26 protein-coding genes are annotated in these 26,307 nt (G+C 71.9%); 7 read left to right on the plus strand and 19 right to left on the minus strand.

All coding sequences use genetic code 11. The features are described 5' to 3' along the window. The first annotated feature begins 26 nt into the window (after nucleotides 1-26). Nucleotides 27-1,676, plus strand: coding sequence for a chaperonin GroEL (groL, locus tag ACFY36_RS24245; RefSeq protein ID WP_499748244.1), 1,650 nt, complete (start codon nucleotides 27-29; stop codon nucleotides 1,674-1,676). 63 nt (nucleotides 1,677-1,739) lie between these two features. On the opposite strand, the gene ACFY36_RS24250 is transcribed toward groL, so the two are convergent. From ACFY36_RS24250 to ACFY36_RS24305, 12 genes are all read right to left on the minus strand, one after another. Continuing rightward, nucleotides 1,740-3,530, minus strand: coding sequence for an ABC transporter ATP-binding protein (locus ACFY36_RS24250; RefSeq protein WP_499748245.1), 1,791 nt, complete (start codon nucleotides 3,528-3,530; stop codon nucleotides 1,740-1,742). Then, nucleotides 3,527-5,218, minus strand: a complete 1,692-nt coding sequence (locus ACFY36_RS24255) for an ABC transporter ATP-binding protein (protein ID WP_499748246.1) — start codon at nucleotides 5,216-5,218, stop codon at nucleotides 3,527-3,529. The genes ACFY36_RS24250 and ACFY36_RS24255 overlap by 4 nt, the downstream gene beginning before the upstream one ends. 51 nt (nucleotides 5,219-5,269) lie before the next feature. After that, nucleotides 5,270-5,524, minus strand: a complete 255-nt coding sequence (locus ACFY36_RS24260) for a hypothetical protein (RefSeq protein WP_499748247.1) — start codon at nucleotides 5,522-5,524, stop codon at nucleotides 5,270-5,272. Nucleotides 5,525-5,533: 9 nt separating this feature from the next. Beyond that, on the minus strand, nucleotides 5,534-6,586 hold the full coding sequence (gene tsaD, locus ACFY36_RS24265; RefSeq protein WP_499748248.1) for a tRNA (adenosine(37)-N6)-threonylcarbamoyltransferase complex transferase subunit TsaD: 1,053 nt from the start codon (nucleotides 6,584-6,586) through the stop codon (nucleotides 5,534-5,536). Further along, nucleotides 6,579-7,016, minus strand: a complete 438-nt coding sequence (gene rimI / locus ACFY36_RS24270) for a ribosomal protein S18-alanine N-acetyltransferase (protein ID WP_499748249.1) — start codon at nucleotides 7,014-7,016, stop codon at nucleotides 6,579-6,581. Before rimI ends, tsaD begins: the two co-directional genes overlap by 8 nt. Further along, on the minus strand, nucleotides 7,016-7,873 hold the full coding sequence (gene tsaB / locus ACFY36_RS24275) for a tRNA (adenosine(37)-N6)-threonylcarbamoyltransferase complex dimerization subunit type 1 TsaB (protein ID WP_499748250.1): 858 nt from the start codon (nucleotides 7,871-7,873) through the stop codon (nucleotides 7,016-7,018). Before tsaB ends, rimI begins: the two co-directional genes overlap by 1 nt. Before the next feature lie 30 nt (nucleotides 7,874-7,903). Continuing rightward, entirely contained in the window at nucleotides 7,904-8,596 is a 693-nt protein-coding gene (locus ACFY36_RS24280; protein ID WP_499748251.1) for a uracil-DNA glycosylase, read from the minus strand. Then, nucleotides 8,593-9,057, minus strand: a complete 465-nt coding sequence (gene tsaE / locus ACFY36_RS24285; protein ID WP_499748780.1) for a tRNA (adenosine(37)-N6)-threonylcarbamoyltransferase complex ATPase subunit type 1 TsaE — start codon at nucleotides 9,055-9,057, stop codon at nucleotides 8,593-8,595. Before tsaE ends, ACFY36_RS24280 begins: the two co-directional genes overlap by 4 nt. Continuing rightward, nucleotides 9,057-10,115 (minus strand): alpha/beta fold hydrolase, encoded by a 1,059-nt coding sequence (locus tag ACFY36_RS24290; RefSeq protein ID WP_499748252.1) that lies wholly within the window; start codon nucleotides 10,113-10,115, stop codon nucleotides 9,057-9,059. Before ACFY36_RS24290 ends, tsaE begins: the two co-directional genes overlap by 1 nt. Next, nucleotides 10,112-11,230: an alanine racemase gene (gene alr, locus ACFY36_RS24295; RefSeq protein ID WP_499748253.1), complete on the minus strand. Its 1,119-nt coding sequence runs from the start codon at nucleotides 11,228-11,230 to the stop codon at nucleotides 10,112-10,114. Before alr ends, ACFY36_RS24290 begins: the two co-directional genes overlap by 4 nt. Nucleotides 11,231-11,266: 36 nt before the next feature. After that, nucleotides 11,267-12,727 carry an NAD(P)H-hydrate dehydratase gene (locus tag ACFY36_RS24300; RefSeq protein ID WP_499748254.1) on the minus strand — a complete coding sequence of 487 codons (1,461 nt, stop codon included), beginning with the start codon at nucleotides 12,725-12,727 and terminating at the stop codon, nucleotides 11,267-11,269. Nucleotides 12,728-12,797: 70 nt separating this feature from the next. Further along, on the minus strand, nucleotides 12,798-13,166 hold the full coding sequence (locus ACFY36_RS24305) for a holo-ACP synthase (RefSeq protein ID WP_499748255.1): 369 nt from the start codon (nucleotides 13,164-13,166) through the stop codon (nucleotides 12,798-12,800). Between the two features lie 173 nt (nucleotides 13,167-13,339). Between ACFY36_RS24305 and ACFY36_RS24310 the strand changes: the two genes are divergently transcribed. Next, nucleotides 13,340-13,627 carry a hypothetical protein gene (locus ACFY36_RS24310; protein WP_499748256.1) on the plus strand — a complete coding sequence of 96 codons (288 nt, stop codon included), beginning with the start codon at nucleotides 13,340-13,342 and terminating at the stop codon, nucleotides 13,625-13,627. Further along, nucleotides 13,624-15,090 (plus strand): alpha/beta hydrolase, encoded by a 1,467-nt coding sequence (locus ACFY36_RS24315; RefSeq protein WP_499748257.1) that lies wholly within the window; start codon nucleotides 13,624-13,626, stop codon nucleotides 15,088-15,090. Before ACFY36_RS24310 ends, ACFY36_RS24315 begins: the two co-directional genes overlap by 4 nt. A 62-nt stretch (nucleotides 15,091-15,152) precedes the next feature. Here ACFY36_RS24315 and glmS read toward each other — a convergent pair whose 3' ends face one another. Then, nucleotides 15,153-17,024 carry a glutamine--fructose-6-phosphate transaminase (isomerizing) gene (glmS, locus tag ACFY36_RS24320; RefSeq protein ID WP_499748258.1) on the minus strand — a complete coding sequence of 624 codons (1,872 nt, stop codon included), beginning with the start codon at nucleotides 17,022-17,024 and terminating at the stop codon, nucleotides 15,153-15,155. 171 nt (nucleotides 17,025-17,195) lie between these two features. Between glmS and ACFY36_RS24325 the strand changes: the two genes are divergently transcribed. Both ACFY36_RS24325 and ACFY36_RS24330 read left to right on the plus strand, forming a co-directional pair. Next, nucleotides 17,196-18,101, plus strand: a complete 906-nt coding sequence (locus ACFY36_RS24325) for an MmpS family transport accessory protein (protein WP_499748259.1) — start codon at nucleotides 17,196-17,198, stop codon at nucleotides 18,099-18,101. Between the two features lie 5 nt (nucleotides 18,102-18,106). Then, nucleotides 18,107-19,285, plus strand: coding sequence for a pyridoxal phosphate-dependent aminotransferase (locus tag ACFY36_RS24330; RefSeq protein WP_499748260.1), 1,179 nt, complete (start codon nucleotides 18,107-18,109; stop codon nucleotides 19,283-19,285). Here ACFY36_RS24330 and glmM read toward each other — a convergent pair. From glmM to rplM, 3 genes are all read right to left on the minus strand, one after another. Further along, complete coding sequence (gene glmM, locus ACFY36_RS24335; RefSeq protein WP_499748261.1) at nucleotides 19,278-20,630, minus strand: phosphoglucosamine mutase; 1,353 nt, start codon at nucleotides 20,628-20,630, stop codon at nucleotides 19,278-19,280. The two genes, ACFY36_RS24330 and glmM, sit on opposite strands and share 8 nt — an antisense overlap. A 140-nt stretch (nucleotides 20,631-20,770) precedes the next feature. Continuing rightward, nucleotides 20,771-21,268, minus strand: coding sequence for a 30S ribosomal protein S9 (gene rpsI / locus ACFY36_RS24340; protein WP_245923377.1), 498 nt, complete (start codon nucleotides 21,266-21,268; stop codon nucleotides 20,771-20,773). Nucleotides 21,269-21,288: 20 nt separating this feature from the next. Continuing rightward, the gene (gene rplM, locus ACFY36_RS24345) at nucleotides 21,289-21,732 is read right to left on the minus strand and encodes a 50S ribosomal protein L13 (RefSeq protein WP_499748262.1); all 444 of its coding nucleotides are present in this window, start codon (nucleotides 21,730-21,732) and stop codon (nucleotides 21,289-21,291) included. A 636-nt stretch (nucleotides 21,733-22,368) separates the two neighbouring features. Here rplM and ACFY36_RS24350 point away from each other — a divergent pair. Further along, a complete protein-coding gene (locus ACFY36_RS24350) occupies nucleotides 22,369-23,472 on the plus strand; it encodes a uroporphyrinogen-III synthase (RefSeq protein WP_499748263.1) in 1,104 nt (367 codons plus the stop codon). A 182-nt stretch (nucleotides 23,473-23,654) separates the two neighbouring features. Here the strand turns inward: ACFY36_RS24350 and ACFY36_RS24355 are convergent, their stop codons facing one another. Continuing rightward, entirely contained in the window at nucleotides 23,655-24,272 is a 618-nt protein-coding gene (locus ACFY36_RS24355; RefSeq protein WP_499748264.1) for a TetR/AcrR family transcriptional regulator, read from the minus strand. A 72-nt stretch (nucleotides 24,273-24,344) separates the two neighbouring features. On the opposite strand from ACFY36_RS24355, the gene ACFY36_RS24360 reads away from it, so the two are divergent. Then, nucleotides 24,345-25,148 (plus strand): SDR family oxidoreductase, encoded by an 804-nt coding sequence (locus ACFY36_RS24360; RefSeq protein WP_499748265.1) that lies wholly within the window; start codon nucleotides 24,345-24,347, stop codon nucleotides 25,146-25,148. 184 nt (nucleotides 25,149-25,332) lie between these two features. Here ACFY36_RS24360 and ACFY36_RS24365 read toward each other — a convergent pair whose 3' ends face one another. After that, a complete protein-coding gene (locus ACFY36_RS24365) occupies nucleotides 25,333-25,953 on the minus strand; it encodes a GTP-binding protein (RefSeq protein ID WP_097322738.1) in 621 nt (206 codons plus the stop codon). Then, nucleotides 25,934-26,296 carry a DUF742 domain-containing protein gene (locus ACFY36_RS24370; protein WP_097322739.1) on the minus strand — a complete coding sequence of 121 codons (363 nt, stop codon included), beginning with the start codon at nucleotides 26,294-26,296 and terminating at the stop codon, nucleotides 25,934-25,936. Before ACFY36_RS24370 ends, ACFY36_RS24365 begins: the two co-directional genes overlap by 20 nt. Nucleotides 26,297-26,307: the final 11 nt, after the last annotated feature.

Genomic DNA, 26,307 nt, shown 5'->3' on the forward strand with positions numbered 1-26,307 from the left:
CGGTGGTGCGTGAAGGGACCTTAAACATGGCGAAGATTCTCAGCTTCTCGGACGACGCCCGCCACCTGCTCGAGCACGGGGTCAACTCGCTCGCCGACACGGTCAAGGTCACCCTCGGCCCGCGCGGCCGCAACGTCGTCCTGGACAAGAAGTTCGGCGCTCCCACGATCACCAACGACGGCGTCACCATCGCCAAGGAGATCGAGCTCACCGACCCGTACCAGAACCTCGGCGCCCAGCTGGTCAAGGAGGTGGCGACGAAGACCAACGACGTCGCCGGCGACGGGACCACCACGGCCACGGTGCTGGCCCAGGCGCTGGTGCGCGAGGGTCTGCGCAACGTCACCGCGGGTGCCAGCCCCATCTCGCTCAAGCGGGGCATGGACAAGGCCGCCGAGGTCGTCTCGGAGGCGCTGCTCGGCAAGGCCGTCGAGGTCGCCGACCACAAGGCGATCGCGAACGTGGCCACCATCTCGGCCCAGGACGCCACCATCGGCGAGCTGATCGCCGAGGCGATGGACCGGGTCGGCCGCGACGGTGTCATCACCGTCGAGGAGGGCTCGGCCATGGCGACCGAGCTCGATGTCACCGAGGGTCTGCAGTTCGACAAGGGCTTCATCTCGCCGAACTTCGTGACCGACGCCGAGTCGCAGGAGGCGGTGCTGGAGGACGCGTACATCCTCCTCACCACCCAGAAGATCTCCAGCATCGAGGAGCTCCTCCCGCTGCTGGAGAAGGTGCTCCAGAACAGCAAGCCGCTGCTGATCGTGGCCGAGGACGTCGAGGGCCAGGCGCTCTCGACCCTGGTGGTCAACGCGCTGCGCAAGACCATCAAGGTCGCCGCGGTGAAGGCGCCCGGTTTCGGTGACCGCCGCAAGGCGATCCTGCAGGACCTGGCCATCGCGACCGGTGGCGAGCTGATCGCCCCCGAGCTCGGCTACAAGCTCGACCAGGTGGGCCTCGAGTCGCTGGGCAGCGCCCGGCGCATCGTGGTCGACAAGGAGAACACCACCATCGTCGACGGTGGCGGCAAGTCGTCCGAGGTCGCCGACCGGGTCTCGCAGATCCGCAAGGAGATCGAGGCGTCGGACTCCGACTGGGACCGCGAGAAGCTTCAGGAGCGGCTGGCCAAGCTCTCCGGCGGCATCGCGGTCATCAAGGTCGGCGCCGCGACCGAGGTCGAGATGAAGGAGCGCAAGCACCGCATCGAGGACGCCATCGCAGCGACGAAGGCGGCCGTCGAGGAGGGCACTGTGCCCGGCGGTGGCGCCGCCCTCGCCCAGGTGGCGAAGGAGCTCGACGGCGGCCTCGGCCTGACCGGCGAGGAGGCGATCGGCGTCTCGATCGTCCGCAAGGCGCTGGTGGAGCCGCTGCGCTGGATCGCGCAGAACGCCGGCCACGACGGCTATGTCGTGGTGGGCAAGGTCAACGAGCTGGGCTGGGGCCACGGCCTCAACGCGGCCACGGACGAGTACGTGGACCTGGCCGCGGCCGGCATCCTCGACCCGGTGAAGGTGACCCGCAACGCGGTCTCCAACGCCGTCTCGATCGCCGGCCTGCTGCTGACCACGGAAAGCCTCGTGGTCGACAAGCCGGCCGAGCCGGAGCCCGCCGCCGCCGGCGGCCACGGCCACAGCCACGGTGGCCACGGCCACCAGCACGGCCCGGGCTTCTGACCGGACAGCATCACGAAAGGGCGCACCCTGGCGGGTGCGCCCTTTCGCTTTACCCGGCGCGGGTCAGCGGGTGGCGGTGGCGGCCTCCTCCTCGCCCAGCGGGTCGGGGACGCGTTCGCCGTGCCAGGAGCGCCACAGCGCGGCGTAGGGGCCGTCGGCCGCGACCAGCTCGTCGTGGGAGCCGAGCTCGGTGATGCGGCCGTCCTCGACCACGGCGACGCGGTCGGCGTCGTGGGCCGAGAAGAGCCGATGGGCGATCGCCACCACCGTACGGCCGTGGAGCACCGCCGCCAGCGACCGCTCCAGATCGCGGGCGGCCCTCGGGTCGAGCAGGGACGTCGCCTCGTCGAGCACCAGCGTGTGCGGGTCGGCCAGGACGAGCCGGGCCAGCGCGAGCTGCTGCGCCTGCGCGGCCGTCAGCGCCTGCCCGCCCGAGCCGACCACCGTGTCGAGCCCGTCCGGCAGCACCTCGGCCCATTCCAGCGCGCGCACCGCCGCCAGCGCCGCCCGCACCTCTTCCTCGCCCGCGCCGGGCCGCACCATGGCCACGTTGTCGCGGACCGTGCCGATGAAGACGTGATGCTCCTGGCTGACCAGCGCCACCTCGGTGCGCAACCGGTCGAGCGGCAGCTCGCCCAGCGGCACCCCGCCCACCGTGATCGTCCCGCTGGTCGGCTCGTGCACACCGGCCAGCAGCCGGCCCAGCGTCGACTTGCCGGCGCCGGACGGCCCGACGATGGCCAGCCTCTCCCCCGGCTCGAGCGTCAGATCGATGCCGTGCAGCACTTCCCGGCCGGCCACATAGGAGAAGCGCACACCGGTGACCTCGACGCGCGTGCCCACCGGCTCCCTGATCTCGCGGGCCTCGCTCTCCCGCGCCTCCTCCTCGACGCCGAGGAGGCGGGCCAGGGACGCGCCGCCGATCTGCAGCTCGTCGAGCCACCCCAGCAGGCGGTCGAGCGGGTCGATCAGCAGCTGCACGTAGATCACCGCGGCCGTGAGCTGCCCCAGCGAGACCGTGCCGCGCAGATAGAGCCACCCACCGAGGACCAATGTGGCCACCACCGGCAGCACGTAGGCCGCCTCGACCACCGGGAACCACACCATGCGCAGGAACAGCGTGTACCGCTCGGCCACCCAGCTCTTGCTCAGGTCGGCGTCGGAGCGCTCGGCGCGCTGCCGCTGACGGCGCAGCGCGTCGACCGTGCGGGCGCCCTCGACCGTCTCGGCCAGCCCGTCGGTCACCGTGGAATAGGCCGCGTTCTGCTTGAGATATCCGGCCGGGGCCCGCCGGAGATACCACCTCGTGCCGACCACCAGGATCGGCACCGCGACCAGCAGCGACACCGCCAGCACGGGCGTGACCACGACGAGCGCGCCCACCACGAGCACGACGGTGATCAGCGCGATCATCGTCTCGGGCACGGCCAGCCGCACGCATCGCGACAACGCGTCGACGTCGCGGGTGGTGCGGGTCAGCAGGTCGCCCGAGCCCGCCTGTTCCACTGTGGAGAGCGGAAGCGCGAGCACCCGGTCGACGAACTCCTCGCGCAGCCGGGCCAGCACCCGCTCGCCGAGCCGGGCCGAGGCCAGATAGGCGAAACGGACCAGGATCGCTTGCAGCACAACGAATCCGGCGATCAGCGCGGCCAGCCGGTCGACCACTCCGACGCCCTCGCCGTGCCGGATCGCCTCGACCAGATCGCCGAGCAGGCGCGGGCCGACCAGCCCGGCCAGCGCGCCCAGCACGTGCAGCCCGACCGCGACGGTCAGGGCGCGTGGGTAGCGCCGGAAGAGGTCGCGGGCGTACCGCCGGACCTGGGCCGTGTCGGCCACCGGCAACAGGTTGCTCACGCGGCGTCCTCTCGCAGAACCGCCCGCGCGTAGCCCGGCTCGGTCTCCAACAGCTCGCGATGGGTGCCCGCGGCAACCACTCGGCCCTGATCCACATAGAGCACCCGGTCGGTGCGGTCGAGCACGAGCGGGCTGGACGTGCAGATCACGGTGGTCCGCCCGGCCCGGGCCACGACGAGCCGGTCGGCTATCCGCGCCTCGGTGTGGGCGTCGACGGCGCTGGTCGGCTCGACCAGCACCAGCGTGTCGGGATCGGCGACCAGGGCGCGAACCAGCCGCAGCCGTTGTTGCTGCCCGCCGGAGAAGGAGCGCCCACGCTCGGCCACCTCGCTGTCGAGGCCGCCGGGCAGCGCCTCGACGATGTCGGTGGCGGCCGCCGCGTGCAGCGCCGCGGGAAGCCGGTCGTCGCCGGCCGGGTCGAGATCGGAGCGCAACGGCCCGGTGAACAGCCGCGCGTCGTTGTCGCCGACCAGGATCCGCTCGCGGACCGTGGCCAGGTCGAACGACGACAGCGGACGCCCGCCGACGGTCCCACCCTCGGCGTATCGCCCGAGGCGGTCGGCGATGGCGGCGGCGTCGGCCGGCACCGCCGCGACGATCGCGGTGACCTCGCCGGGCCGGGCCGTCACGCCGGAGGCCGGATCGGCCAGCTCGCCCGCGAGCTCGCTCGCCGGCCGTGGCTCGGCCGGGTCGGGCAGGTCGGTCCGGGCGGCCAGCATCGACACGACCCGCCGCGCCGAGACGTGCCCCCGGGTGAGTTTGTCGATCGCCTCGGTGAGCTGCCGCAGCGGCGTGACCAGGAACGCGGCGTACGCGTAGAAGGAGACCAGCTGGCCCACCGTGATGTGGCCGGTGAGGGCGAAGCGCGCGCCGAGCCAGGTGACCAGCACCAGGAAGATGCCGGGCAGCAGCACCTGGGCCGCCTCGAGCAGCGACTCGACACGGGCCGTGCGCACGCCGGCCCCGCGCAGCCGCTGCGACTCGGCCCGGTAGCGCTCGCCCATCACCGCCTCGCCGCCGATGCCGCGCAGCACCCGAAGACCGCCCACCAGGTCGGCGGCCCGGCCGGTGAGCAGGCCCTGCTGGTCGCGGGAGGCCTGCTGGAGCCGGTGGAGCGGGCGGATGAGCAGGCCCACGACCGCCATCAGCAGCGGCACGCCGAGCACGACTACGAGGCCGAGCGGCACCGACGTGGTGAGCAGGATGACGGTCACCGCGACCACGGCGATGAGCGAGCCCGTGCCCCGGGCGGTGATGTCGATGGCTGAGCCGATCTGGCGGATGTCGGACGTGCCGATGGCGACGACCTCGCCGGTGTCGAGCCGGCGGGGGAGCGCCGAACCGAGCCGGCCGGCCTGCCGGACCGTGACCTGCACGGTCCGGAACATCGCGCCGAGGAAATTGACGACCGCGAACCGATGGCGCACCACGCCGAAGAATGCCTGGCCGAGACCGGCGGCCAGCAGCACCAGCGACCAGGTCACCAGATCGCGCCGGTCACGGTCGGTGGCGGCGTCGATCGCCTTGCCGACCACGGCGGGCACGACGGCCTGGCAGAGCATCCAGAGCACGGCCATGACGATCGCCGCGTACACGGAGAACCGGTCGCGCCGGATCAGCCATCGCAGATAGCGGACCGGTGACCGGCCGTCGGGGGTGCCGGGATCGGCATCGGGGAGCTGTTTCATCAGGGCCCCGACGTTACGGCGGGGGTACGACAGTTCGCGACGCGTTTTCTCTCAGCGGTCGACCTGGTTGAAGTCCCACACATGGGCCGCCCGGGCGATCAGATGGGGCGGCGGCGCGGGCAGGTTCTCCGGCGTGTTCCGCCACTTCGAGATGACCACGATCCGGTTGTCGGTGGACGAGTAGACGTCGCTCGACACGTGCTGCGGAAGCACCTCGATCCGCGGCACGGCCACATCACAGACCCAGGCCAGCAGCTCGTCGAAGCCGCTCTTGGACGCCCGTATCTCCCACATCCGCGCGATCATGTTCGCTTCCTACCCCGCCACGCTGACCGAGGTCAATGGCATCGCGGAATCGGCGGGCAGATCGAGACGACTGGGTACGACACCAGCGGCGACCAGCCGCGATCCAAGAGCCGCGACCATGGCGCCGTTGTCCGTGCACAGCTGCGGCCGGGGCACGCGGACCTCGATGCCGTGCTTGGCCGCCCGCTCCTCGGCCAGCACCCGCAGGCGCGAGTTCGCGGCCACTCCCCCGCCGATCACCAGCGTGCGGACGCCATGGGTCAGGCAGGCGTCGATCGCCTTGGCGGTGAGCACGTCGCAGACGGCCTCCTGGAACGAGGCGGACACGTCGGCGACCGGCACCGGCTCGCCGTCGCGCTGCCGGGCCTCGACCCAGCGGGCCACCGCGGTCTTGAGCCCGGAGAAGGAGAAGTCGAAACGGTGCGCCGCGAGATCCTTGGCCGCGGTCAGCCCACGCGGGAACGCGATCGACGCGGAGCCGCCCTCACGAGCCGTACGGTCAATGATCGGTCCTCCCGGAAAGCCCAGCCCCAGCAGACGCGCGACCTTGTCGAAGGCCTCGCCCGCCGCGTCGTCGATCGTGGCGCCGAGGGGCTTGACGCCGTTGGTGAGGTCGTCGACGAGCAGCAGCGAGGAGTGACCGCCGGAGACGAGCATGGCGATCGCGGGCTCGGGCAGCGGGCCGTGCTCGAGGGTGTCGACGGCCACGTGCGCCGCCAGATGATTGACGCCGTACAACGGCTTGTCGGCCGCCACGGCGTACCCCTTGGCCGCCGCGACCCCGACCAGCAGCGCCCCCGCCAGACCGGGACCACTGGTCACCGCGATCGCGTCGATGTCGGCCAGGGTGACCTTCGCCTCGTCGAGCGCACGCTGCATGGTCGGCACGAGAGCCTCGAGGTGGGCGCGGCTGGCCACCTCGGGCACGACACCGCCGAAGCGGGCGTGCTGGTCCACACTGGACGCCAGCGCGTCGGCCAGCAGGGTGTGCCCGCGGACGATGCCGATGCCCGTCTCGTCGCAGGAGGTCTCGATGCCGAGGACCAGGGGCTCGTCAGGCATTGCGCATCATCACCAGGGCGTCCGTGTTGCTGGGTTGGTAGTAGCCGCGCCGGATTCCGACGGGCTCGAAATCGTATGTGGCGTAGAGCCGCTGCGCGGGCGCGTTGTCGACCGCGACCTCCAGCAGCGTCTGCTTGATGCCGAGCCGGGTGGCCTCGGCGAGCAGCGCCTCGAGCAGGGCCCGGCCGGTGCCGCGCCGCTGGCCGTCACGCTTGACCGCGATGTTCTGCACCCAGGCCTCGTCCGGCATGGTGGAGAGACCGGCGTAACCGATCACTTCGTCTTGGGTGGTCAGCGCCACCAAGTAGAAATGCCGCTGGGCGAGCTCGTTCCAGAACATCGCCGGCGACCATTTCTCCTCACCGAACAGGTCGGCCTCGATCGCCATCACATCGGCGATGTGCCACCAGCGGAAACGCTCTATCCGCATCAGGTGAGCACCGGCTTGCGCCCGGCCGGCTCGACGGCGTCCGGCCGGCGGAGATAGAGAGGTGTGAGCTGCTCGCTGGGCGCGGCCGACCGGATGCGCTCGGCCGCGAGCGCGACGAGGGCGGCTCCGGGCGGATAGAGAAGGTGCTCTTCCACGGGTACGCCGAAGATGTCCCCGTACTTGAGAGCGCCCTCGCCGGCCGCGCGGTCGAACGCCCGGAGTTTCTTGGCCCAGTAGCTCCGGTCCTCGTCGGGGTCGTCCACCACGGCGTCGATCTCGGCCCGCGCCAGGACGGCCGCGAGACGGGCGGCCTCGACGCCGGCCAGCGCCGTGGCCGACTCGATGATCTCGGACTCGGACAGGGCGGCCGATTCGGCGGCCTCGCTGGTCCTTTTCCGGTACGCCTGACCGAGCACCTCGGCCACGTCGGCCGGCTTGGCGACCTCGGGACCGAACAGCCGCACACCGTCCACATAGGTCGCGAAATACACCTCGCGGCGCCGGGCGTCGGTGGCGACCAGCACCCGCCCGGGCCCGGCGGCCCGGCCGATCCCGTCGAGCGAGCACACCCCGTACGTGGGAATGCCCAGAGCCTGTCCCATGCTCGCGGCGGTGGCCAGGCCGACCCGCAGACCGGTGAACGGCCCCGGCCCGAGCCCGGCGACTATCGCGCCGAGATCACCCGGCCGGACCTCCGCCTCGGCGAGCGTGGCGGAGATCTCGGGCGCGAGTTTCTCCCCATGGGCGCGTGGGTCGACGGTGCGCCGCTCGGCGACCCCGATGAGGCGGTCGGCGGTGACCTCCACCAGGGCGGCCGTCGACGCGGGGGTCGCGGTGTCCAGAGCCAGTACGAGCACGTCCCCGACCCTAACGCGCCGCGGTCACCGTTATCCGGCGACCGGCTCGGCTCGCGGGTCCCAGTCGATCACGGGACGGCCGCCGTCGGCCAGTGCCTTGTTGGCCGCGCTGAACGGCCGCGACCCACGGAAGCCCTTGGGGTTGAGCGGGCTGGGGTGACCGGCCTCGAGCACCGCGTGGGCCGGGTTGGTGATCAGGGCGGCCTTCTTACGCGCGTAACCACCCCAGAGCAGGAAGACCACCCGCTCCTCACGCGCGTTCAGCGCCTTGATCGTCGCGTCGGTGAAGGCCTCCCAGCCCTTGCCGCCGTGCGACGCGGCCGCGCCGGCCCGGACGGTGAGGACCGCGTTGAGCAGCAGGACGCCCTGCCGCGCCCAGCCGGTCAGGTCGCCGCTCTTCGGCGGCGCGACACCGACGTCCTCGGCCAGCTCCTTGAACACGTTGCGCAGCGACGGCGGGATCCGCACGCCGTCGCGCACGCTGAAGCTCAGGCCCTGCGCCTGGCCGGCGCCGTGGTACGGGTCCTGGCCCAGGATCAGCACGCGGGTCTGCTCCGGCGGGCAGAGCCGGTACGCCGCGAACAGGTCCTCGATCGGCGGATAGATCGTGTGTTCCGCGTACTCGGCCGCCACGAACTCGCCCAGCGCGGCCGTCTCCTTCTCGTCGAGAAAGCCGGCGAGCTCGGCTCGCCAGTCGGCCGGCAGCAGTTCCGCCAGATTCACGGTTTCCCCTTCAGTTCGTTTTTCACCCTGTTCGCCCAGTCGCCGCCGTGCGGTATCAGCTCGATCACCCGCGTGTCGTCGTCCAGCCGGTCGATGCGGACCTGCAGATATTCGTCGTTCAGTTGCTCGACCATCCCGGCGCCCCATTCGACGACCGTGACGGCGTCGTCGGCCGAGGCGTCCAGGTCGAGGTCGTCGATCTCGGCGCGCGGGTCGGGGCTGTCGCCCAGCCGGTACGCGTCCGCGTGCACCAACGGCGTACGCCCGCGATGGACCCGGGCGATCACGAACGTGGGCGAGGTGATGGCGTCGGTCACGCCGAGCCCGGCCCCGATGCCCTGCACCAGGGCCGTCTTGCCGGCGCCGAGAGGCCCGGTGAGCAGCACCAGGTCGCCGGCGCGGAGGATGCCCGCGAGCCGCTCGCCGAACGCGTGGGTGTCGTCGACCGTCGGCAGCTTGATCACGAGATCTTCTCCAGGAAGGGCAGCAGCACCGCGTTGACCTCGTCCGCCTTCTCCAGCATCACCACGTGCCCGCTGTTCTCGATCTTGACCAGCTCGGCCTGGGGCAGATATTTGAGGATCTGCTCGGAGTGGGTGACCGGCGTCAGATAGTCCTTCGTGCCGACGATGACCAGCACCGGCACGCCGCGCAGGGCGGACAGGGCCGGGAAGCGGTTGTGGGTGTAGAGCGTGTGCAGATATTTCGTGAGCGTCTCGGCCGAGGTCTTCGAGTTCATGCTCTCGACGAACGTGACCAGGGAGGGGCTGGGCTTCGGCTCACCGAAGCCGTACCGGCGGGTCAGCAGCCAGGAAAGGTCGGACGAGACCATCCGGGCCCGGTCGATGTGGCTCCCGCCGAGCTGGGCCGCCTTGCCCCACAGCGGGAAGAACGGGGCGCTGGCCCGGGCCACCAGCGACGGGACGCCGATCTTGGCCTTGTCGATCAGGCCGGCCGAGGTGGACATCAGCACGACGCCGGTGACCCGTTCGCCGAACCACTCCGGATATTGCTCGGCGAACGCCATGATGGTCATGCCGCCCATCGAATGGCCGACCAGGATGATGTGCCCGTCCGGCACGGTGGCGTCGAGCACCGCGGCCAGCGACTTGCCCAGCGCGGCGATGTCGTAGTCGCCCGATTTCAGCCGGCTCGACTTGCCGTGCCCCGGCTGGTCGTAGAAGACCAGCCGCTGGTCGCCGCGTTCGGTCAGGGCCTTGCGCTGGAAGTAGAAGGTGCCCATGTCGAGCGCGAAGCCGTGCACGAAGACGATCGTCGGCTTTCCGGTCGTCTTCCGGGGCTCGACGATCTCGACATGCAGGTCGGTGCCGTCGGCCGCGGTCACCGTCAGCTCATGGTCGAACGCCTGATCGCCGAACGGCTCGTCCACATGCGGATCACCGGGAGCGTTCACCGAACGGCGCACCAGCGCCCGCTCGACGGCGAACGCGGTCGCGAGACCGGCCGCCACAACACCGACCGCGGCGCCCGCGATGCCGACCTGCTTGGCCCGGCTCATGGGCGGCCCCCGTCGTAGACCCGCGGCACCCGCGCGCTCCCGAACCGCGTCACGATCTCGTAGTTGATCGTGCCGACCACCTCGGCCCAGTCGTCGGCGGTCGGCTCGCCGTCGTCGCCCGGCCCGAACAGGGTGGCCACCTCGCCGGACTCGACCCGGTCGTCGCCGATGTCGAGGACGATCTGGTCCATGCAGACGCGCCCGGCGATCGTCCGCCGCTTGCCGCCGAGCTGCACCGGCCCGGCGTTGGAGGCGTGACGCGGCACGCCGTCGGCGTAGCCGAGCGGCACCAGGGCCAGGGTCGTCTCGCGCTCGGTGTAGTACGTGTGGCCGTACGACACGCCCTGCCCGGCCGGGACGCGCTTGGTGAGCGCCACCCGGGCCCGGGCCGTCATCGCCGGGCGCAGCCCGAAGGTCTCGCCCGCGATCGGCGACAGCCCGTAGACCGCGATGCCCGGCCGGACCATGTCGTAGTGGGTGTCGGGCCTGGTCAGCGTGGCCGCCGAGTTGGCGATGTGCCGATAGCGCGGGGTGATGCCGAACCGCTCGGCGGTGGCCAGCCCTTCGGCGAAGACGGCGAGCTGGTGGTCGATGGTCTCGTGGCCGGGCTCGTCGGCGTAGACGAAGTGACTCCAGATGCCGACCACGTCGACATCACCGTCGGCCTGCGCTTTGGCCGCCGCTTCGAGCAGCGCCGGCCATTCCGCCGGCGTCGCGCCGCCTCGGGCCAGACCCGTGTCGATCTTCAGGTGTACGCGGGCGGGCCGCCCCGCCTTCCGCGCGGCCGTGACCAGCTCGCCGAGCAGTTCGAGGCTGCCCGCGCTCAGATCGATGTCGGCCGCCACGCCCTCGTGCAGCGGCATGCCCGGCGAATGCAGCCACGACAGCACGGGCGCGTCGATGCCCGCCCGCCGCAGCTCGAGGCCCTCCTCGAGGGTCACGACGCCCAGCCAGGTCGCCCCGCCCGCCAGCGCGGCCCGGGCGGCCGGCACCATGCCGTGCCCGTAGCCGTCGGCCTTGACGACCGCCATGACCTCGGCGGTGGTGCGCCCGCGCAGCAACGCGACGTTGTCCCGGATTGCGTCCAGATCGACCCGGACCTCGGCCTGCCACATGATTCCCAGCCTACTTATTCGGTATGACGATTTCCGTCACGGCTTGCCCCGGAGGAGGTCTCCGACGACCGGTCGGAGGGCGGCGGCCACGTCGGGAGCGGTGACCGGCCCGTCGGCTGCGGCCCGGCGCCCGGCCAGCCCGTGCGCATAGGCTGCGGCCACGGCGGCCCGCTCGGGCGGCAACCCGCCGGCCAGCAGCGAGCCGAGCAGCCCGCCCAGCACGTCGCCGCTGCCCGCGGTGGCCAGCGCGGACGAGCCGGTCGGGTTGATCCAGACCTCACCGGCCGGCGTGGCCACGATCGTGCGATCGCCCTTGAGCAGCACCACCGCGTTCATCCACGAGGCGAGCCGCAGCGCGCCGCCCACGCGGTCGGCGCCCGGCGCCTCACCGGCCAGCCGCTTGAACTCGCCGTCATGCGGCGTGATCACCAGGGGCGCGTTGCGCCGCAGGTCCTTGGCGTGTTTGCCGTCGACCAACAGGGTCAGCGCGTCGGCGTCGAGGACCACCGGGACCGAGGTCGCGAGCACGCTGCGCAGCGCGGTCCGCGCCTCCTCGTCGGTGCCGAGCCCGGAGCCGCACACCCAGGCCTGCACCCGGCCGGCGTCGTTGACCTTGGGCACCGCCACGACCGACGGATGGGCCCGGACCACCTCCTGATGACCGCTGCCGGCATAACGCACCATGCCGGACGGGCCGGCCAGCGCGCCCGTCGTGGACAGGATCGCGGCGCCCGGATAGGTCGCTGAGCCGGTCGCGACGCCCACGACCCCGCGGGTGTATTTGTCGGAGGCCGGGCCCGGCTCGGGCCACCAGCCCACGATGTCGTCGGCGTCGGGCACGCGCAGGGCCGGATCGGCCCGCAGAACCGGGCCGAGACCGATGTCGACCAGCTCGACCTGACCGCAGCGCGGCGCCGCGGCACCCACGAAATGGGCCGGTTTGTAGCAGCCGAAGGTGACGGTGACATCAGCGGTCACGGCCTCGCCGGGAACGTCGCCGGTGTCGACCGCGACCCCGCTCGGCACGTCGACGGCCACGATCGGAGCCCGAGCGCCCGTACGCCCTCGCAGCCCACCGAGCGCATCGACGATCACCGTGGCCGGCGGGCGCAGACCACCGCTCGCCCCGATCCCGACGATGCCGTCGAGCACCAGGTCGGCGCGGTCGGGCAGATCGCGGGCGGTGAAGCCGCCGGCGGCCCGCAGCGCGGCCAGGCCGGCGAGATGGACCCGCTCGGGCCGCAGCAGCACAGCTCGGACCTGAGCGCCCCGGCGGGCCAGCGCGGCGCCCGCGTAGAGGGCGTCGCCGCCGTTGTCGCCACTGCCGACCAGCAGCAGCACCCGGGCGCCGTAGACGCCGCCGCTGTCCTGAAGCAGCAGGGCGCACCGGCGGGCCAGCCCGGCCGCCGCCCGCTGCATGAGCGTGCCCTCGGGCAGCGTGGCCATCAGAGCCTTCTCGGCCGCCCGCACATCGGCGACCCGCCATGCCTGCCGCATCTCGTCCTCCAGCCGCTGGGTGTGCCGAGAGTTCTATGCCGTGGGTACGACAATTTCGCATCGGCGCTGGTCAGGACTCGGCGACCACCATCGCCGAGGCGATTCCCCCGTCGTGCGACAGGGAGAGGTGCCACCGGTTGATCCCTCGCGCGGTGGCGGCCGCGGCGACCGTACCGGAAACCGTCAACCAGGGGCGCCCGTCGGGATCGGAGACGATCTCGCAGTCGTGCCACCGCAGCCCGGCCGGAGCGCCGAGGGCCTTGGCCACCGCCTCCTTGGCCGCGAACCGCGCGGCGAGCGACTCGGGCGAGCGCGGGCTCCCGGAGCCGGTCAGCCGCTCGTCCTCGGTGAAGAGCCGGACCCCCAGCAGCGGTGTCCTGTCGAGGGCGCGCGCGAAGCGCTCCACCAGAACCACGTCGATGCCGACAGCCACGATCACTCGCCCACCCTAACGGTCCCCTGGCCGGGCGGCCCTAGCACCAGCCGGGGCTGTGCTCAACTCCTGTGGACGACTCCGCCGCGTGATCCGGGGCGGTTGTCCACAGGGCCGCCCACGGACATCCCGCGGCCCCTAACGTCGGCGCATCCCTTCGCACCGCCTGGAGGCCGCCGATGCAACCCGATCTCGAAGTCGACACCGACGAGCTGCGCCATGACGCCTCAGCCGTGGCCGGCACGGCGTCCCGGATCATCTCCGGGACGGCCCAGGCTCCATCCCCCGACACCACTCCCCGGTGGGTCACGGCCGACGCGGCCACGCTGGCCGCCGAGGCGGCCCGCCATCAGCTCGGCATGATCGGCGCCGAGGTGGCCGAGACCGCCCGGCGCGTCACGGCCGCCGCCGCCGACTACGAGCTGGCCGACGCCCGGGCCGTCACTCGCCTGAGGCTGAGCCGATGACCAGCGACCCCGGCGTCGTGCACGCTCGTCTCCGGGTCACCGACCCCGGCCGGTGGCGGGCGCTCGCCCTCTCCTGGCGCCGGTGGGCCGACCTGGCCGGCCGGCTGGCGGCCGAGTTGGCCGCCCGGCTGGTGGCGCTGGGCCGCTCCTGGACGGGCGCGGCCTCCGCGGCCGCCACCCACCGCCTCGAGGGACTCCGGCGCCGGCTCGTGCTCTTCCGCCTCCATTGCTGGCGGGCCGACCAGATCGTCAGCGAGTTCGCCGCTGCCCTGGAACGCGCCCGGCGCTTGCTGTCCCGCGCGTCCCCCGCCGACGGAGACGCGGTCGCTGCGAGTGCCGACGCGCAGGCCGCCGGTGACCTTAGCCGGCTAACCGACACGCTTCTGACTACGGCCGAGCCACCCGATGGGCCCAGGCCGAACTGCACGGCATCACCCGCTGAGGTGCACAAATGGTGGGCCGGCCTGTCACCAGCCCACCGGCAGTGGCTGCTGGTCACCGAGCCGGGCGCGCTGGCCGGGCTCGACGGCGTCCCGGCGTCCGACCGCGACGTCGCCAACCGCCTGCTGCTCGACAACCGGCGGGCCGAGATCGATCGGGCCGTCGCCGACGCCCGCGGTGGCGACCGGGACCGGCTGCGTGAGGTACGCGACGGGCTCGCCGCCCTGAGCGACCGGCTGGCCGACGGCGACGGTCCGAGGGCCTACCTGCTGCGGCTCGACCTCGCCGGGGAAGGGCGGGCGGTGGTGGCTCTCGGCGATCCGGACCGGGCCGGCACCGTGCTCACCCACGTGCCGGGCATGACGGCCGACCTGGTGTCCTTCGGCGGGGAGCTGACGCGGGCCGAGCGGGTCGTGAACCGGGCCGCCGAGCTGGGGCCGCGGGTCGCTTCGAGCGCCGTGCTGTGGCTCGACTACGACGCCCCCGACTTCGTCGACGAGGCCGCCCGTCCACGCCAGGCCGAGGCGGCGGCACCGACCCTGCGGCGGTTCCAGGAGGGACTTCGGGCCGGTCACGAAGGGCCGCCGGCGCGGCACACGGTGCTCGGCCACAGCTACGGCTCGCTCGTGGTGGGCCGGGCGGCGGCCGGTCCCGGCATCGACGCCGACAGCGTCGTCTTCGTGGGCTCACCGGGCGTCGGCGTCGACTCCGCGCGCGACCTGCACCCGCGGTCCGGAGAGGTCTGGTCCTCAACGGCCCGCAACGACGTGATCCAGTGGGCCGCCCGCGCCCCGGACGGCCTGGCCCGCGACCTCGCCGCGGCCGTGGCGGTCCCCTTCGTGGGCCCGTGGCTGGCCTTCGGCCGCCCGGAGGACGACCTGTGGTTCGGCCACAACCCGAGCGACCCCGGCTTCGGCGCCCGCGTCTTCGCGAGCGCCCCGAAGGGCCACGTCGGCTACTGGGACCCCGGCAACCCGGCCCTGGACACGATGGCCGCCATCGCCCTCGGCACAACCCGATGACACGGAGGCCGCCCCGGCGCTGTGGGCGCTGGGGCGGCCTCGGGAGCTTGTGCCGCGGGTGGTTACTCGACGGTGACGGACTTGGCCAAGTTGCGGGGCTGGTCCACGTCGTGGCCCCGGGCGGCGGCGATCTCGCAGGCCAGGATCTGCAGCGGGACCGTGGTCATCAGCGGGGCCAGCAGGGTGGGGGTCTGCGGGACCGCGATGAGGTGGTCGGCGTAGGCGCGGACGTCCTCGTCGCCCTCCTCGGCGATCACGATGGTGCGGGCGCCCCGGGCCCGTACCTCCTGGATGTTCGAGACGACCTTGTCGCGCATGACGCCTCGGCCGGCCGGGGAGGGGACCACGCAGACGACCGGGGTGCCCTGGTCGATCAGGGCGATCGGGCCGTGCTTGAGCTCGCCGGCGGCGAAGCCCTCGGCGTGCATGTAGGCCAGCTCCTTCAGCTTCAGGGCGCCCTCCAAGGCGACCGGGAAGCCGACGTGGCGGCCGATGAAGAGCACCGTCGAGGCGGTCTTCAGGTCGCGGGCCAGGGCGCGGACGTCCTCCATGGAGTTGAGCAGCTCGCGGAGCGCGTCGGGGGTGCTGCGCAGCTTCTCGACCACCGCGGCGACCTCGTCCGCGTACATGACGCCGCGGATCTGGGCCAGGTGCAGGCCGATCAGATAGGTGGCGACCAGCTGGGTCAGGAACGCCTTCGTCGACGCCACCGCGATCTCCGGGCCGCCGTGGGTGTAGAGCACCGCGTCGGACTCTCGGGGGATCGTCGAGCCGTTCGTGTTGCAGATGGCCAGCACGCGGGCCTTCTGCTCCTTCGCGTGGCGCAGCGCCATCAGCGTGTCCATGGTCTCGCCGGACTGGCTGATCGCGATCACCAGCGTGGAGCGGTCCAGGATCGGGTCGCGGTAGCGGAACTCGCTGGCCAGCTCGACCTCGCACGGGATGCGCACCCAGTGCTCGATCGCGTACTTGGCGACCATGCCGGCGTGATAGGCCGTGCCGCAGGCGACGATGAAGACCTTGTCGATGTCGCGCAGGTCCTGGTCGGTGAGGCGCACCTCGTCGAGCACGATCTCGCCACGGTCGGAGAGGCGGCCCAGCAGCGTGTCGGCGATGGCCTGCGGCTGCTCGGCGATCTCCTTGAGCATGAAGTAGTCGTATCCGCCCTTCTCGGCGGCCGACGCGTCCCAGTCGATGTGGAACTCCTGGCCGACGGCGGGCGAGCCGTCGAAGCCGGTGATCTCGATGGCGTCCGGGGTGATCAGGACGACCTGGTCCTGGCCCAGCTCGATCGCCTCGCGGGTGTGCTCGATGAACGCCGACACGTCGCTGGCCAGGAAGTTCTCGCCCTTGCCGCGGCCCACCACCAGCGGCGAGTTGCGGCGGGCGGCGACGACCGCGTCCGGCACGTCGGCGTCGACGGCGAGCAGCGTGAACGCGCCCTCGAGCTGGCTGACCGTGCGGCGCATGCCCTCGGCCAGCAGCTGCGGGCCGTCGACGGCGCCGGACTCGCGCAGCTTGCGCACCTCGGCCGCGAGCAGGTGGGCCGCGCACTCGGTGTCCGTGTCGCTGGTGAACTCGATGCCGTCGGCCTCCAGCGCGGCGCGCAGGCGGGCGAAGTTCTCGATGATGCCGTTGTGGATGACCGCGACCCGGCCGTCGGCCGACAGGTGCGGATGGGCGTTGCGGTCGGTCGGGCCGCCGTGGGTCGCCCACCGGGTGTGCCCGATGCCGGTCGGCCCCTCGGAGAAGCCCGCGGCCAGCGCCTTCTCCAGGTTGGCGAGCTTGCCGGCCTTCTTCTCGGTCAGAACGGTGCCGCCGTCGATGACCGCGACGCCGGCGGAGTCATATCCGCGGTACTCCAGCCGGCGCAGGCCGTCGAGAACGATGCTGAGCGCCGGACGACCGCCGACGTACCCCACGATGCCACACATGACGGGCACTGTAGCCGACGTCCGCTCATTCGTCATGCGCGAGAAGCACCCTTTCGAGCATGCGGTATGCGCAAAACGGTCCGAACGGCGGGTGGCGCCGCCGATCGGCTGGCGTCACCGGCGTACCGTCGGCTGACGGACATCTGACCAGCGCTCGCCCCGGGAGAGACGTTGAGCAGCAATTCTCGGCCCGACCAGCCGCAGCCGGACCCCGACCGGACGACGCCCGCGCCGGCCTCGGGCCAGCCCTGGTCCACCCCGTCGGGTGACCCGCTCGCCGCAGACCCCTACCGGCCATCGCCGACATTCAGCCCGGGGTACGCCTCACTCCCCCAGCCGCCGGACCCGGACTACCCACCCACGTCGGAGTTCCCGGCCACCACCTCCGACAACGTCCCACCCGGCTATCCGCCACCTGGCTACGGCACCCCCTACGACCCGCACAGCGCGGGAGGAGGGGGAAGAGGGGGATACGGCGGCGCTACAGGAGGGGGCGGCGGCGCGTACGACGGAGGCGCAGGAGGAGGCGGCGGCGCGTACGACGGAGGCGCCGGTTACACGGCCGACCCCGGTGGATATCCGCCGCCTGCGCGGCCGCCGCGGAAGAGCAGCGTGCCCATCGTGGCGGTGATCATCGCGGTCACCCTTCTGCTCTGCGGCGGCGTCGCGACCGCCGGCGTGCTCATCGCGCGCAACGTCACACAAACCGCGAAGGATGCCGTCCCTCCGCTGCCCACGATCAAGCCCGAGGTGCCGGCCGTGCCGACCGAAGGGCCGGCCTTCGGGGCCAAGGTCACCGTGACGTACGAGGTGACCGGCGACGGCCCGGCCTCCCAGCTGCTCTACGTCGAGTCGCTCAGCGAGTCTCCCCAGCGCCTGCAGAGCGTCAAGCTGCCCTGGAAGTTCACCGGCGAGATCGACACCCCGACCGTGCTCAACGTCACCGCCTTCCGCCTCGGCGATCCCGACGGCACGATCAGCTGCCGGGTCCTCGTCAACGGCGAAGAGGTCGCGCGGAACACCTCCGACCCCGGTACCTTCGGCACAGTCACCTGCAACCACTTCGCGTTTGAATAGGGACGATGACGAGCGATCCCCTCGTCGAACGGATGCGCCCGTTCGGCACCACGATCTTCACCGAGATGTCCGCGCTGGCCGTCCGCACCGGCTCGATCAACCTCGGGCAGGGTTTCCCCGACACCGACGGACCGGCCGAGATGCTCGACGCCGCCGCCCGGGCCCTCCGCGAGGGCGCCAACCAATATCCGCCGCTGCCCGGCATTCCCGCCCTGCGCCAGGCCGTCGCCGCCCACGAGCAGCGCTTCTGGGGCCTGTCTCGTGATCCCGACTCCGAGATCGTGGTCACCGTCGGCGCCACCGAGGCCGTCGCGGCCGCGATCCTCGCCCTCTGCGAGCCCGGTGACGAGGTCGTCTGTTTCGAGCCCTACTACGACTCGTACGCCGCCTCGATCTCTCTCGCCGGCGCCGTCCGCCGCCCGGTGACCCTGCGCCCCGGCCCCGACGGCCGTTACGGCTTCGACGAGGAACAGCTCCGCGCCGCCTTCGGCCCGCGCACCCGTCTCGTCCTGCTCAACTCGCCGCACAACCCCACCGGCAAGGTCTTCACCCGCGCCGAGCTCATCCTGATCGCCGGTCTCTGCCAGGAGTACGGCACGTACGCCGTCACCGACGAGGTCTACGAGCACCTGGTCTTCACCGACGCCGCCGAGCCCCACGTGCCACTGGCGAGCCTGCCCGGCATGCGCGAGCGCACGCTGCGGATCTCCTCGGCCGGCAAGACCTTCTCCTGCACCGGCTGGAAGGTCGGCTGGGCCACCGGCCCGGCCCCGCTCGTCTCCGCCCTCATGCGGGTCAAGCAGTTCCTGACCTTTGTGAACGCCGGGCCGCTGCAACCCGCCGTCGCCGTCGCTCTCGGCCTGCCCGACGACTACTTCACCGGCTTCCGCGCCGGCTTGCAGGCCCGGCGCGACCGGCTCGTCACCGGCCTCACCGAGGCCGGCTTCGACGTCCTGCCCTCCGAGGGCACCTACTTCGTCACGGCCGATATCACCCGGTCGGGTGGCACGGACGGCATCGAGTTCTGCCGCGCCCTCCCCGAGCGGTGCGGTGTCGTGGCCGTACCCACCCAGGTCTTCTACGACGACAAAGCGGCGGGCCGCCACCTCATCCGCTTCGCCTTCTGCAAGCGCGAAGAGGTCATCGAGGAGGCAGCCCGCCGCCTTTCCAAGCTCTCTAGCTAGCCGGGCTGGCCGCCCGCACCTCGTCCGCGATCCGCGACGCCACCGCGCGGGCCTGCTCCTCGGTTGCCGCCTCGACCATCACCCGGACGAGGGGCTCGGTGCCCGACGGGCGCAGCAGCACCCGGCCGGTCTCGCCCAGCTCGTCCTCGGCCAGGGCCACGGCCGCCTGCACCGTCGGGGCGGCCGCGCCGGCCTCCCGGTCGCCGACCTTCACGTTGATCAGGACCTGGGGCAGGGTGTGCACCACCGAGGCCAGGTCGGCCAGGGACTTGCCGCTCGCCGCGAGCTGGGCCATCAGGTGCAGGCCGGTCAGCACGCCGTCGCCCGTGGTGGCGAACGCCGGCATCACGATGTGCCCGCTCTGCTCGCCGCCCAGGGCCAGGCCGTCCGCGGCCAGCGCCTCCAGCACGTACCGGTCGCCGACCTTGGTCTCGAGCAGCTTGATGCCGTTCTGCTTCATGGCGATGCGCAGGCCCAGGTTGCTCATCACGGTCGCGACCAGGGTGTCGTCGGTCAGCGTGCCCGCGTCGCGCATGGCCAGGGCCAGGATCGCCATGATCTGGTCGCCGTCGACGACCTCGCCCGCGGCCGTCACGGCCAGGCAGCGGTCGGCGTCGCCGTCGTGCGCGATGCCCAGGTCGGCGCCGTGCTCGAGGACGGCCGCCTGCACCTTCTCCAGGTGGGTGGAGCCGCAGTCGTCGTTGATGTTCAGGCCGTCCGGCTCGGCGTGGATCGCGATGACCTCGGCGCCGGCCTCCTCGTAGGCCACCGGGGCGACCTCGCTGGCCGCGCCGTTGGCGCAGTCGACCACGACCTTGATCCCGGCCAGCGAGTGCGGGGTCGAGCCGACCAGGTGCTTGATGTAGTGCTCGGCCCCGTCGAGCAGGTCGTTGACCCGGCCGATGCCGGCGCCGGTGGGACGGCCGACCAGACCGTGCCCGTCCTCGATGGCCTTCTCGATGCGCTCCTCCAGCTCGTCGGGGAGCTTGGTGCCACCCGCGGCGAAGAGCTTGATCCCGTTGTCGGGCATCGGGTTGTGCGAGGCCGACAGCATCACGCCCAGGTCGGCGCCGGTCTGCGCGACCAGGTAGGCCACGGCCGGGGTGGGCAGCACGCCGACCCGCACCACGTTGGCGCCGGCGCTGGTCAGGCCGGCCACGACGGCCGCCTCGAGCATCTCGCCGCTGGCCCGCGGGTCACGGCCGACGATCGCCAGCGGAGGGTGGCTGCCGTCGCTCTCGACCAGCACGCGGGCGGCCGCGACCGCGACGGACAGGGCCAGTTCGGGGGTGAGGTCGCCATTCGCGAGCCCGCGTACGCCGTCGGTGCCGAAGAGTCGCCCCATGGCGGTTTCCTTTCGCCGGCGGCCCAGGGAAGGGAGGGGCCGATCCGGGGTGCGTGCGTCGATGAAGGGGAGGGAACGCAAACGGCCGGGCCGCGGCCCCGCGAGGGGCGCAACCCGGCCGTGTCAGACTCGGCGCAAAATCAGCGCTTCGAGTACTGCGGAGCCTTGCGGGCCTTCTTGAGACCGTACTTCTTGCTCTCCTTGACGCGGGCGTCACGGGTGAGGAAGCCGGCCTTCTTGAGAGCCGGACGGTCGTCGGGCTCGTTCGTGATGAGCGCCCGGGCGATGCCGAGGCGCAGCGCGCCGGCCTGGCCGGTGATGCCGCCACCGCGCAGGTTGGCGATCACGTCGAACTGCTCTTCCTTCTCCGCGGTGACGAGCGGCTCACGGATGAGCTGCTGGTGCACCTTGCTGGGGAAGTAGCTCTCCAGCTCGCGGCCGTTACAGGTGATCTTGCCGCTGCCGGGCACGAGACGCACCCGGACGATGGCCTCCTTGCGGCGGCCGACGGTCTGGATCGGACGGTCACCGGGACGCGGGGCGCGGACCGGGGCCGGCGCGGGCGTCTCGACCACGACGACCGTCTCAGCGGGCTCCTCGACGGTCTCGACGACCTCGGGCTCGATGATGTCGGACATGCTGCTGCCTTCTCCCGCGCTCACTGCGCGATCTGCTTGATTTCGAACGGCTGGGGCTGCTGGGCGGCGTGCGGGTGCTCAGCGCCCGGGTAGACCTTCAGCTTCTTGATGATCTGCCGCGCGAGCTTGTTGTGCGGGAGCATGCCCTTGACGGCCAGCTCGATCGCCTTCTCGGGGCGCTTGGTGAGCAGCTCCTCGTAGCCGACCTGCTTGAGACCGCCCGGGTAGCCCGAGTGGCGGTAAGCGACCTTGGTCTGCCGCTTGTTGCCGGTCAGGGCCACCTTGCCAGCGTTGATGATCACCACGTAGTCGCCGGTGTCGACGTGCGGCGCGAAGGTCGGCTTGTGCTTGCCGCGCAGAAGGGTCGCGGTGTGGGTGGCCAGGCGGCCCAGGACGACGTCAGAAGCGTCGATAATGTGCCACTGACGCTCGATCTCACCCGGCTTCGGGCTGTACGTACGCACAGAATTACCTTGTCTTGTCGTCGGTCTGGGGTCGCGCGCTGGTCGCGGCGAACGCGAACATCAAGCCTACCCCGGGGGGCACGCTCGCAGCTGTCGCACAACAGCAGGCAACAATACCCGGCCGCGCGGCGCGTGGTCAAAACGTGCAGGGTCACAGCGATCGGCGGTCGCGCCGTCGCCCTCATGAAACCCAGGCCGACGTGACCTCCAAACATATGCGAGCCAAGCATACCCGGCCTTTCGAACACGCCCGACACCGGGATCCAAGGTCACCGAGGTCACAACCCAGCGACGGTTAGCAGGCTCGAAACAAACGGGACGCGAGGGCGAAATTCCCGGAAGGCACGCTTCCGGCATGGCCATCGGTGCGGGGACCTCGACGAAGCGGGCCGGTCATCGCCGGCACGCCGCGGGCCGACGCACTATGGAAGAGCCACCGTCAGGGTTGAGGACGGACCTGACGGTGTCCGCCGAGCCGGTTCCCCGGTTCGGCGAGAAGGAGTCGCGGCGCGCGCCGGCCGGAGGTACGGCGGAGAACGCAAGCGTGACATGGGAGCGGGTCGACGCTGAGGACGGCGGGCTCCGAGCGTGCCCTTCGGTGGACCGGCCGGCCGCGTCGCGACTTCTTCGGAAAACATGACCAGCCAGGTGGCCAACCGGTCCGAGTTGTCCGGTTACACGGTGGGAGTAACGTCCGACCGTCGCCGCGACGAGCTCGCGAGCCTGCTCGAGGGCCGCGGCGCCCGCGTGGTCCTGGCGCCGGCGCTGCGCATCGTCCCGATCGCCGACGACGCCGAGCTCCGGGCGGCCACCCGGGCCTGCCTGGAGACCCCACCCGACGTCGTGCTGGTCACCACCGGCATCGGCATGCGCGGCTGGCTCGAGGCGGCTGACGGCTGGGGCCTGTCCGAGCCGCTGCGCACGGTGCTCTCGCGCGCCTATCTGATCGCCCGTGGCCCCAAGGCCCGGGCCGCGGTCCGCGCCGCCGGCCTGCACGACCAGTGGTCCCCCGAGGGCGAAAGTTACGAAGAGGTCGTCGAGCACCTCCGGGCCCGGGGCCTGGCCGGCCGGACCGTCGCGATGCAACTGCACGGCGAGAGCCAGCCCGAATACGCCGAGGCGCTGCGCGAGAACGGCGCCCACGTGATCGAGGTCCCGGTCTACCGCTGGGCGCCCCCGGCCGATCCGGCCCCGCTGCACCGCCTGGTCGACCTGATCACCGGCCGTCTGGTCGACGCGGTGACCTTCACCGCCGCCCCCGCCGTGACCGCCCTGCTCCGCGCGGCCGGTCCCGCCGCCGACGCCGTGCTCGAGGCGCTGCGCTCCGACGTCCTGGTCGCCTGCGCCGGCCCGGTCACCGCCGCTCCCCTGCGCCGCCACGACATTCCGGTGGTGGCGCCCCCGCGAGCCCGGCTGAGCGCGCTCGTCCGCACCATCGCCGACGAACTCCCCAAGCGCGCCGTCTCACTGGAGGTAGCGGGCCACACCATAACTTTGCGTGGCCACGCAGCAATCGTGAACGGAGAGCTACGCCCGTTGGCGCCCGCTCCGATGGCCGTTCTCCGCGCGCTGGCCTCCGCTCCCGGGCGAGTGCTCTCCCGCGCCGCCCTGCTGCACTCCCTCCCCCGGGGCGCCGACGAACACGCCGTCGAGATGGCAGTGGCTCGCTTGAGAGCGGGCCTGTCGATCCCCGGCGTCGTCCAAACCGTGGTCAAACGGGGATATCGCCTACCGGCATGAGACTGCCGTCGTCGGGCCGGCCCAGGGGATTCCGCGTCCGGCGCAAGATTTCAAAGGCGATGTCGTAGCTGGGTGGTGGGTACGGACCGCTGCTCACGCCGAGGGCCGCGGCGGGGCGAGCAGGGCGCTGGCGCGCCCAGAACGCTCACCACACCACGGCGACGTGCGTGAGTGGTCACGCTTCAAGATTCACCACAGAGCGTGTCAACGAGGTCGTCACGGAAAGAAACGCTGAAGGGCTGCCGTGTCAACAGGCGATAGAGCAGCGCCCCGATCAGAGCCTGCGCCGCCGCCCCCGGCACGACGCCCCGGCGCAGCTGACCAGCTTCGGCCGCCGCCAGCAGCCGCGCGGTCAGCTCGGCCTCGGCCCCGGCGGTGGTCGCCTCGTAGAACCGGGCCGCTACCTCATCGCTCTCCGCCGCGGCGGCCGTGGCGGCCCGGATGAAGGCCGCGGAGTCATCCCGGTCGAACTGGGCCGCGAAGGCGTGCAGCCAGGCGCGCAGATCAGTCCGCACATCCCCGGAGTCGGCAATCGAAGGTCCATCGAGGACATCGCCCTCGATCAGGCAGTCGGCGATCAGCGAGCTCTTCGAGGGATACCAGCGATAGACGGTCTGCTTGCCGGCGCCGGCCGCCGCCGCGATGCGGTCGATCGAAAGCTTGTCGTATCCGTGCGCCGTCAGCTCAGCACGCGCGGCCCCGAGAATCGCGCGCCGAGTCGACTCACTGCGCGCCCGCCCCCGCCGAGACAGCGGTGGTGCTGCGGAAGTCGGCGCTGGGGAAATGGGCACTTCGGCCATGGTCATGACCGTAGCAACGGGCGTACGCTGCGGCTTATACGAGACAAAAAGTCTCGTTTTGAGGAGCGGGTCATGTCTGTGGTCGTTGTTGTCGGTGTTGGTGGGATGGGTGAGGCGATCGCCCGGCGTCAGGGTGCGGGCCGGCGGCTACTGCTGGCCGACTTCGACGAGGTGGCGCTGAAGCGGGTCGCGGAGACCCTGCGCGGTGAGGGCTACGACGTCACGGCCCAGCGGGTCGACGTCGGCGACCGCGCGTCGGTGGCGGCGCTGGCCGGCGCGGCCGCCGATCTGGGCCCGGTGACGCAGGTGGCGCACACCGCCGGGCTCTCGCCGGTTCAGGCCCCGGTCGACGCCATCCTGCGGGTCGATCTGGCCGGGGTCGCGTACGCGCTCGAGGAGTTCGGCCGGGTCATCGCTCCCGGCGGGTCCGGCGTGGTTATTGCCAGCATGGCCGGCACCATGGCCGCCGGCCGCCTGCCCGCCGAGCTGGAGGCCGCTCTGGCCACCACCGCGGCCGACGACCTGCTCGGACTTCCGTTCCTTCAGGCGGGCGCGCTGCCCGACGCGGGCGCCGCCTACGGGATCGCCAAGCGGGCCAACCAGCTACGGGTGCGAACGGCCAGCCGCGCCTGGGGCGCCCGCGGCGCCCGCGTGAACAGCATCAGCCCCGGCGTGATCGCCACCCCGATGGGCCGCCAGGAGCTGTCGGGCGAGAGCGGCGCCATGATGCGCTCAATGATCGAAGCCTCCGGCACCGGCCGCGAGGGCACAGCCGCCGACATCGCCGCGGCCGCCGCTTTCCTGCTGGGCCCCGACTCCACTTTCATCACCGGCACCGACCTGCTGGTCGACGGCGGAGTCGTAGCCGCCATGTAACCACACTCGACCCCGGACCTTGACCGGCGGTATGCGGGGTTTTGAGAAGCGCGACCACTCACGCACGTCGCCGTGGTGGGGTGAGCGTTCTGGGCGCGCCAGCGCCCAGCTCACCCCGCCGCGGCCCTCGGCGTGAGCAGCGATCCGTACCCACCACCCAGCTACGACATCGATCCTCTGATCTTTAGCCGACGGGGGCCGGATAGCCGCCCGACTGCTCAGCCACCAACGTCGCCATCGCGTGTTCGACGACACCTACGAGCACCTGCTTGACCGACTCGCGATGGCGGGCGTCGCACATGATCAGCGGGACGTGTGGCGGGATGGCCAGCGCCTCGCGGACCTCGTCGGGCTCGTACCGGGGTGCGCCGTCGAAGCAGTTCAGCGCGACCAGGTACGGCAGGTGACGGTTTTCGAAGTAGTCGAGCGGCGCGAACGCGTCGGCGATCCGCCGGGTGTCGACCAGCACGGCCGCGCCGACGGCGCCGCGGATCAGCTCGTCCCACATGAACCAGAAACGGGTCTGACCTGGGGTGCCGAAGAGGTAGAGGATCAGGTCGTCGGCCATGGTGATGCGGCCGAAGTCCATGGCGACCGTGGTGGTCCCCTTGCCGGGCACCTTGGACGCGTCGTCGATCCCCTGGCCGGCCGAGGTCATCACGGCCTCGGTCGTCAGCGGCTCGATCTCGGAGACCGCACCGACCAGCGTCGTCTTGCCGACGCCGAAACCTCCGGCGACGACGATCTTCGCGGAGGTGATCTCCTTGGGTTGCGCCCCCGCCCGCTCAGAGCTTGCGAAGTCCACCTAACACCCTTTCCAGCAGGTCCATCCGCTCCGTGAACCCAGTTTTGGGAGCGGCGCTGTGCAACGACAGCAGCCCGTCGGCCACCATGTCCGCGACGAGCACCCGCGCGACACCCAGCGGCAACCGGGAGAGCGCGGACAGCTCGGCGAGGGACTGCGCTTTCGCCTCGCACAGAACAGCGATGCGGTATTTGTCATGCCCGGCGAACCGGGCCTCTTGCAGGCCGGCCTGGCTGGCTACCAGGACCGCTTCGATCGGGATGTCCCGGCGTGGTTCCGTCCGCCCGCGGGTGACCGCGTACGGGCGCACAAGGTTGCCTCTCGGGTCCTGTGGCTGTCCCATCCGCTCCTCAC

This window comes from Actinoplanes sp. NPDC000266 (genome assembly GCF_042899005.1).
Lineage (GTDB): Bacteria > Actinomycetota > Actinomycetes > Mycobacteriales > Micromonosporaceae > Actinoplanes.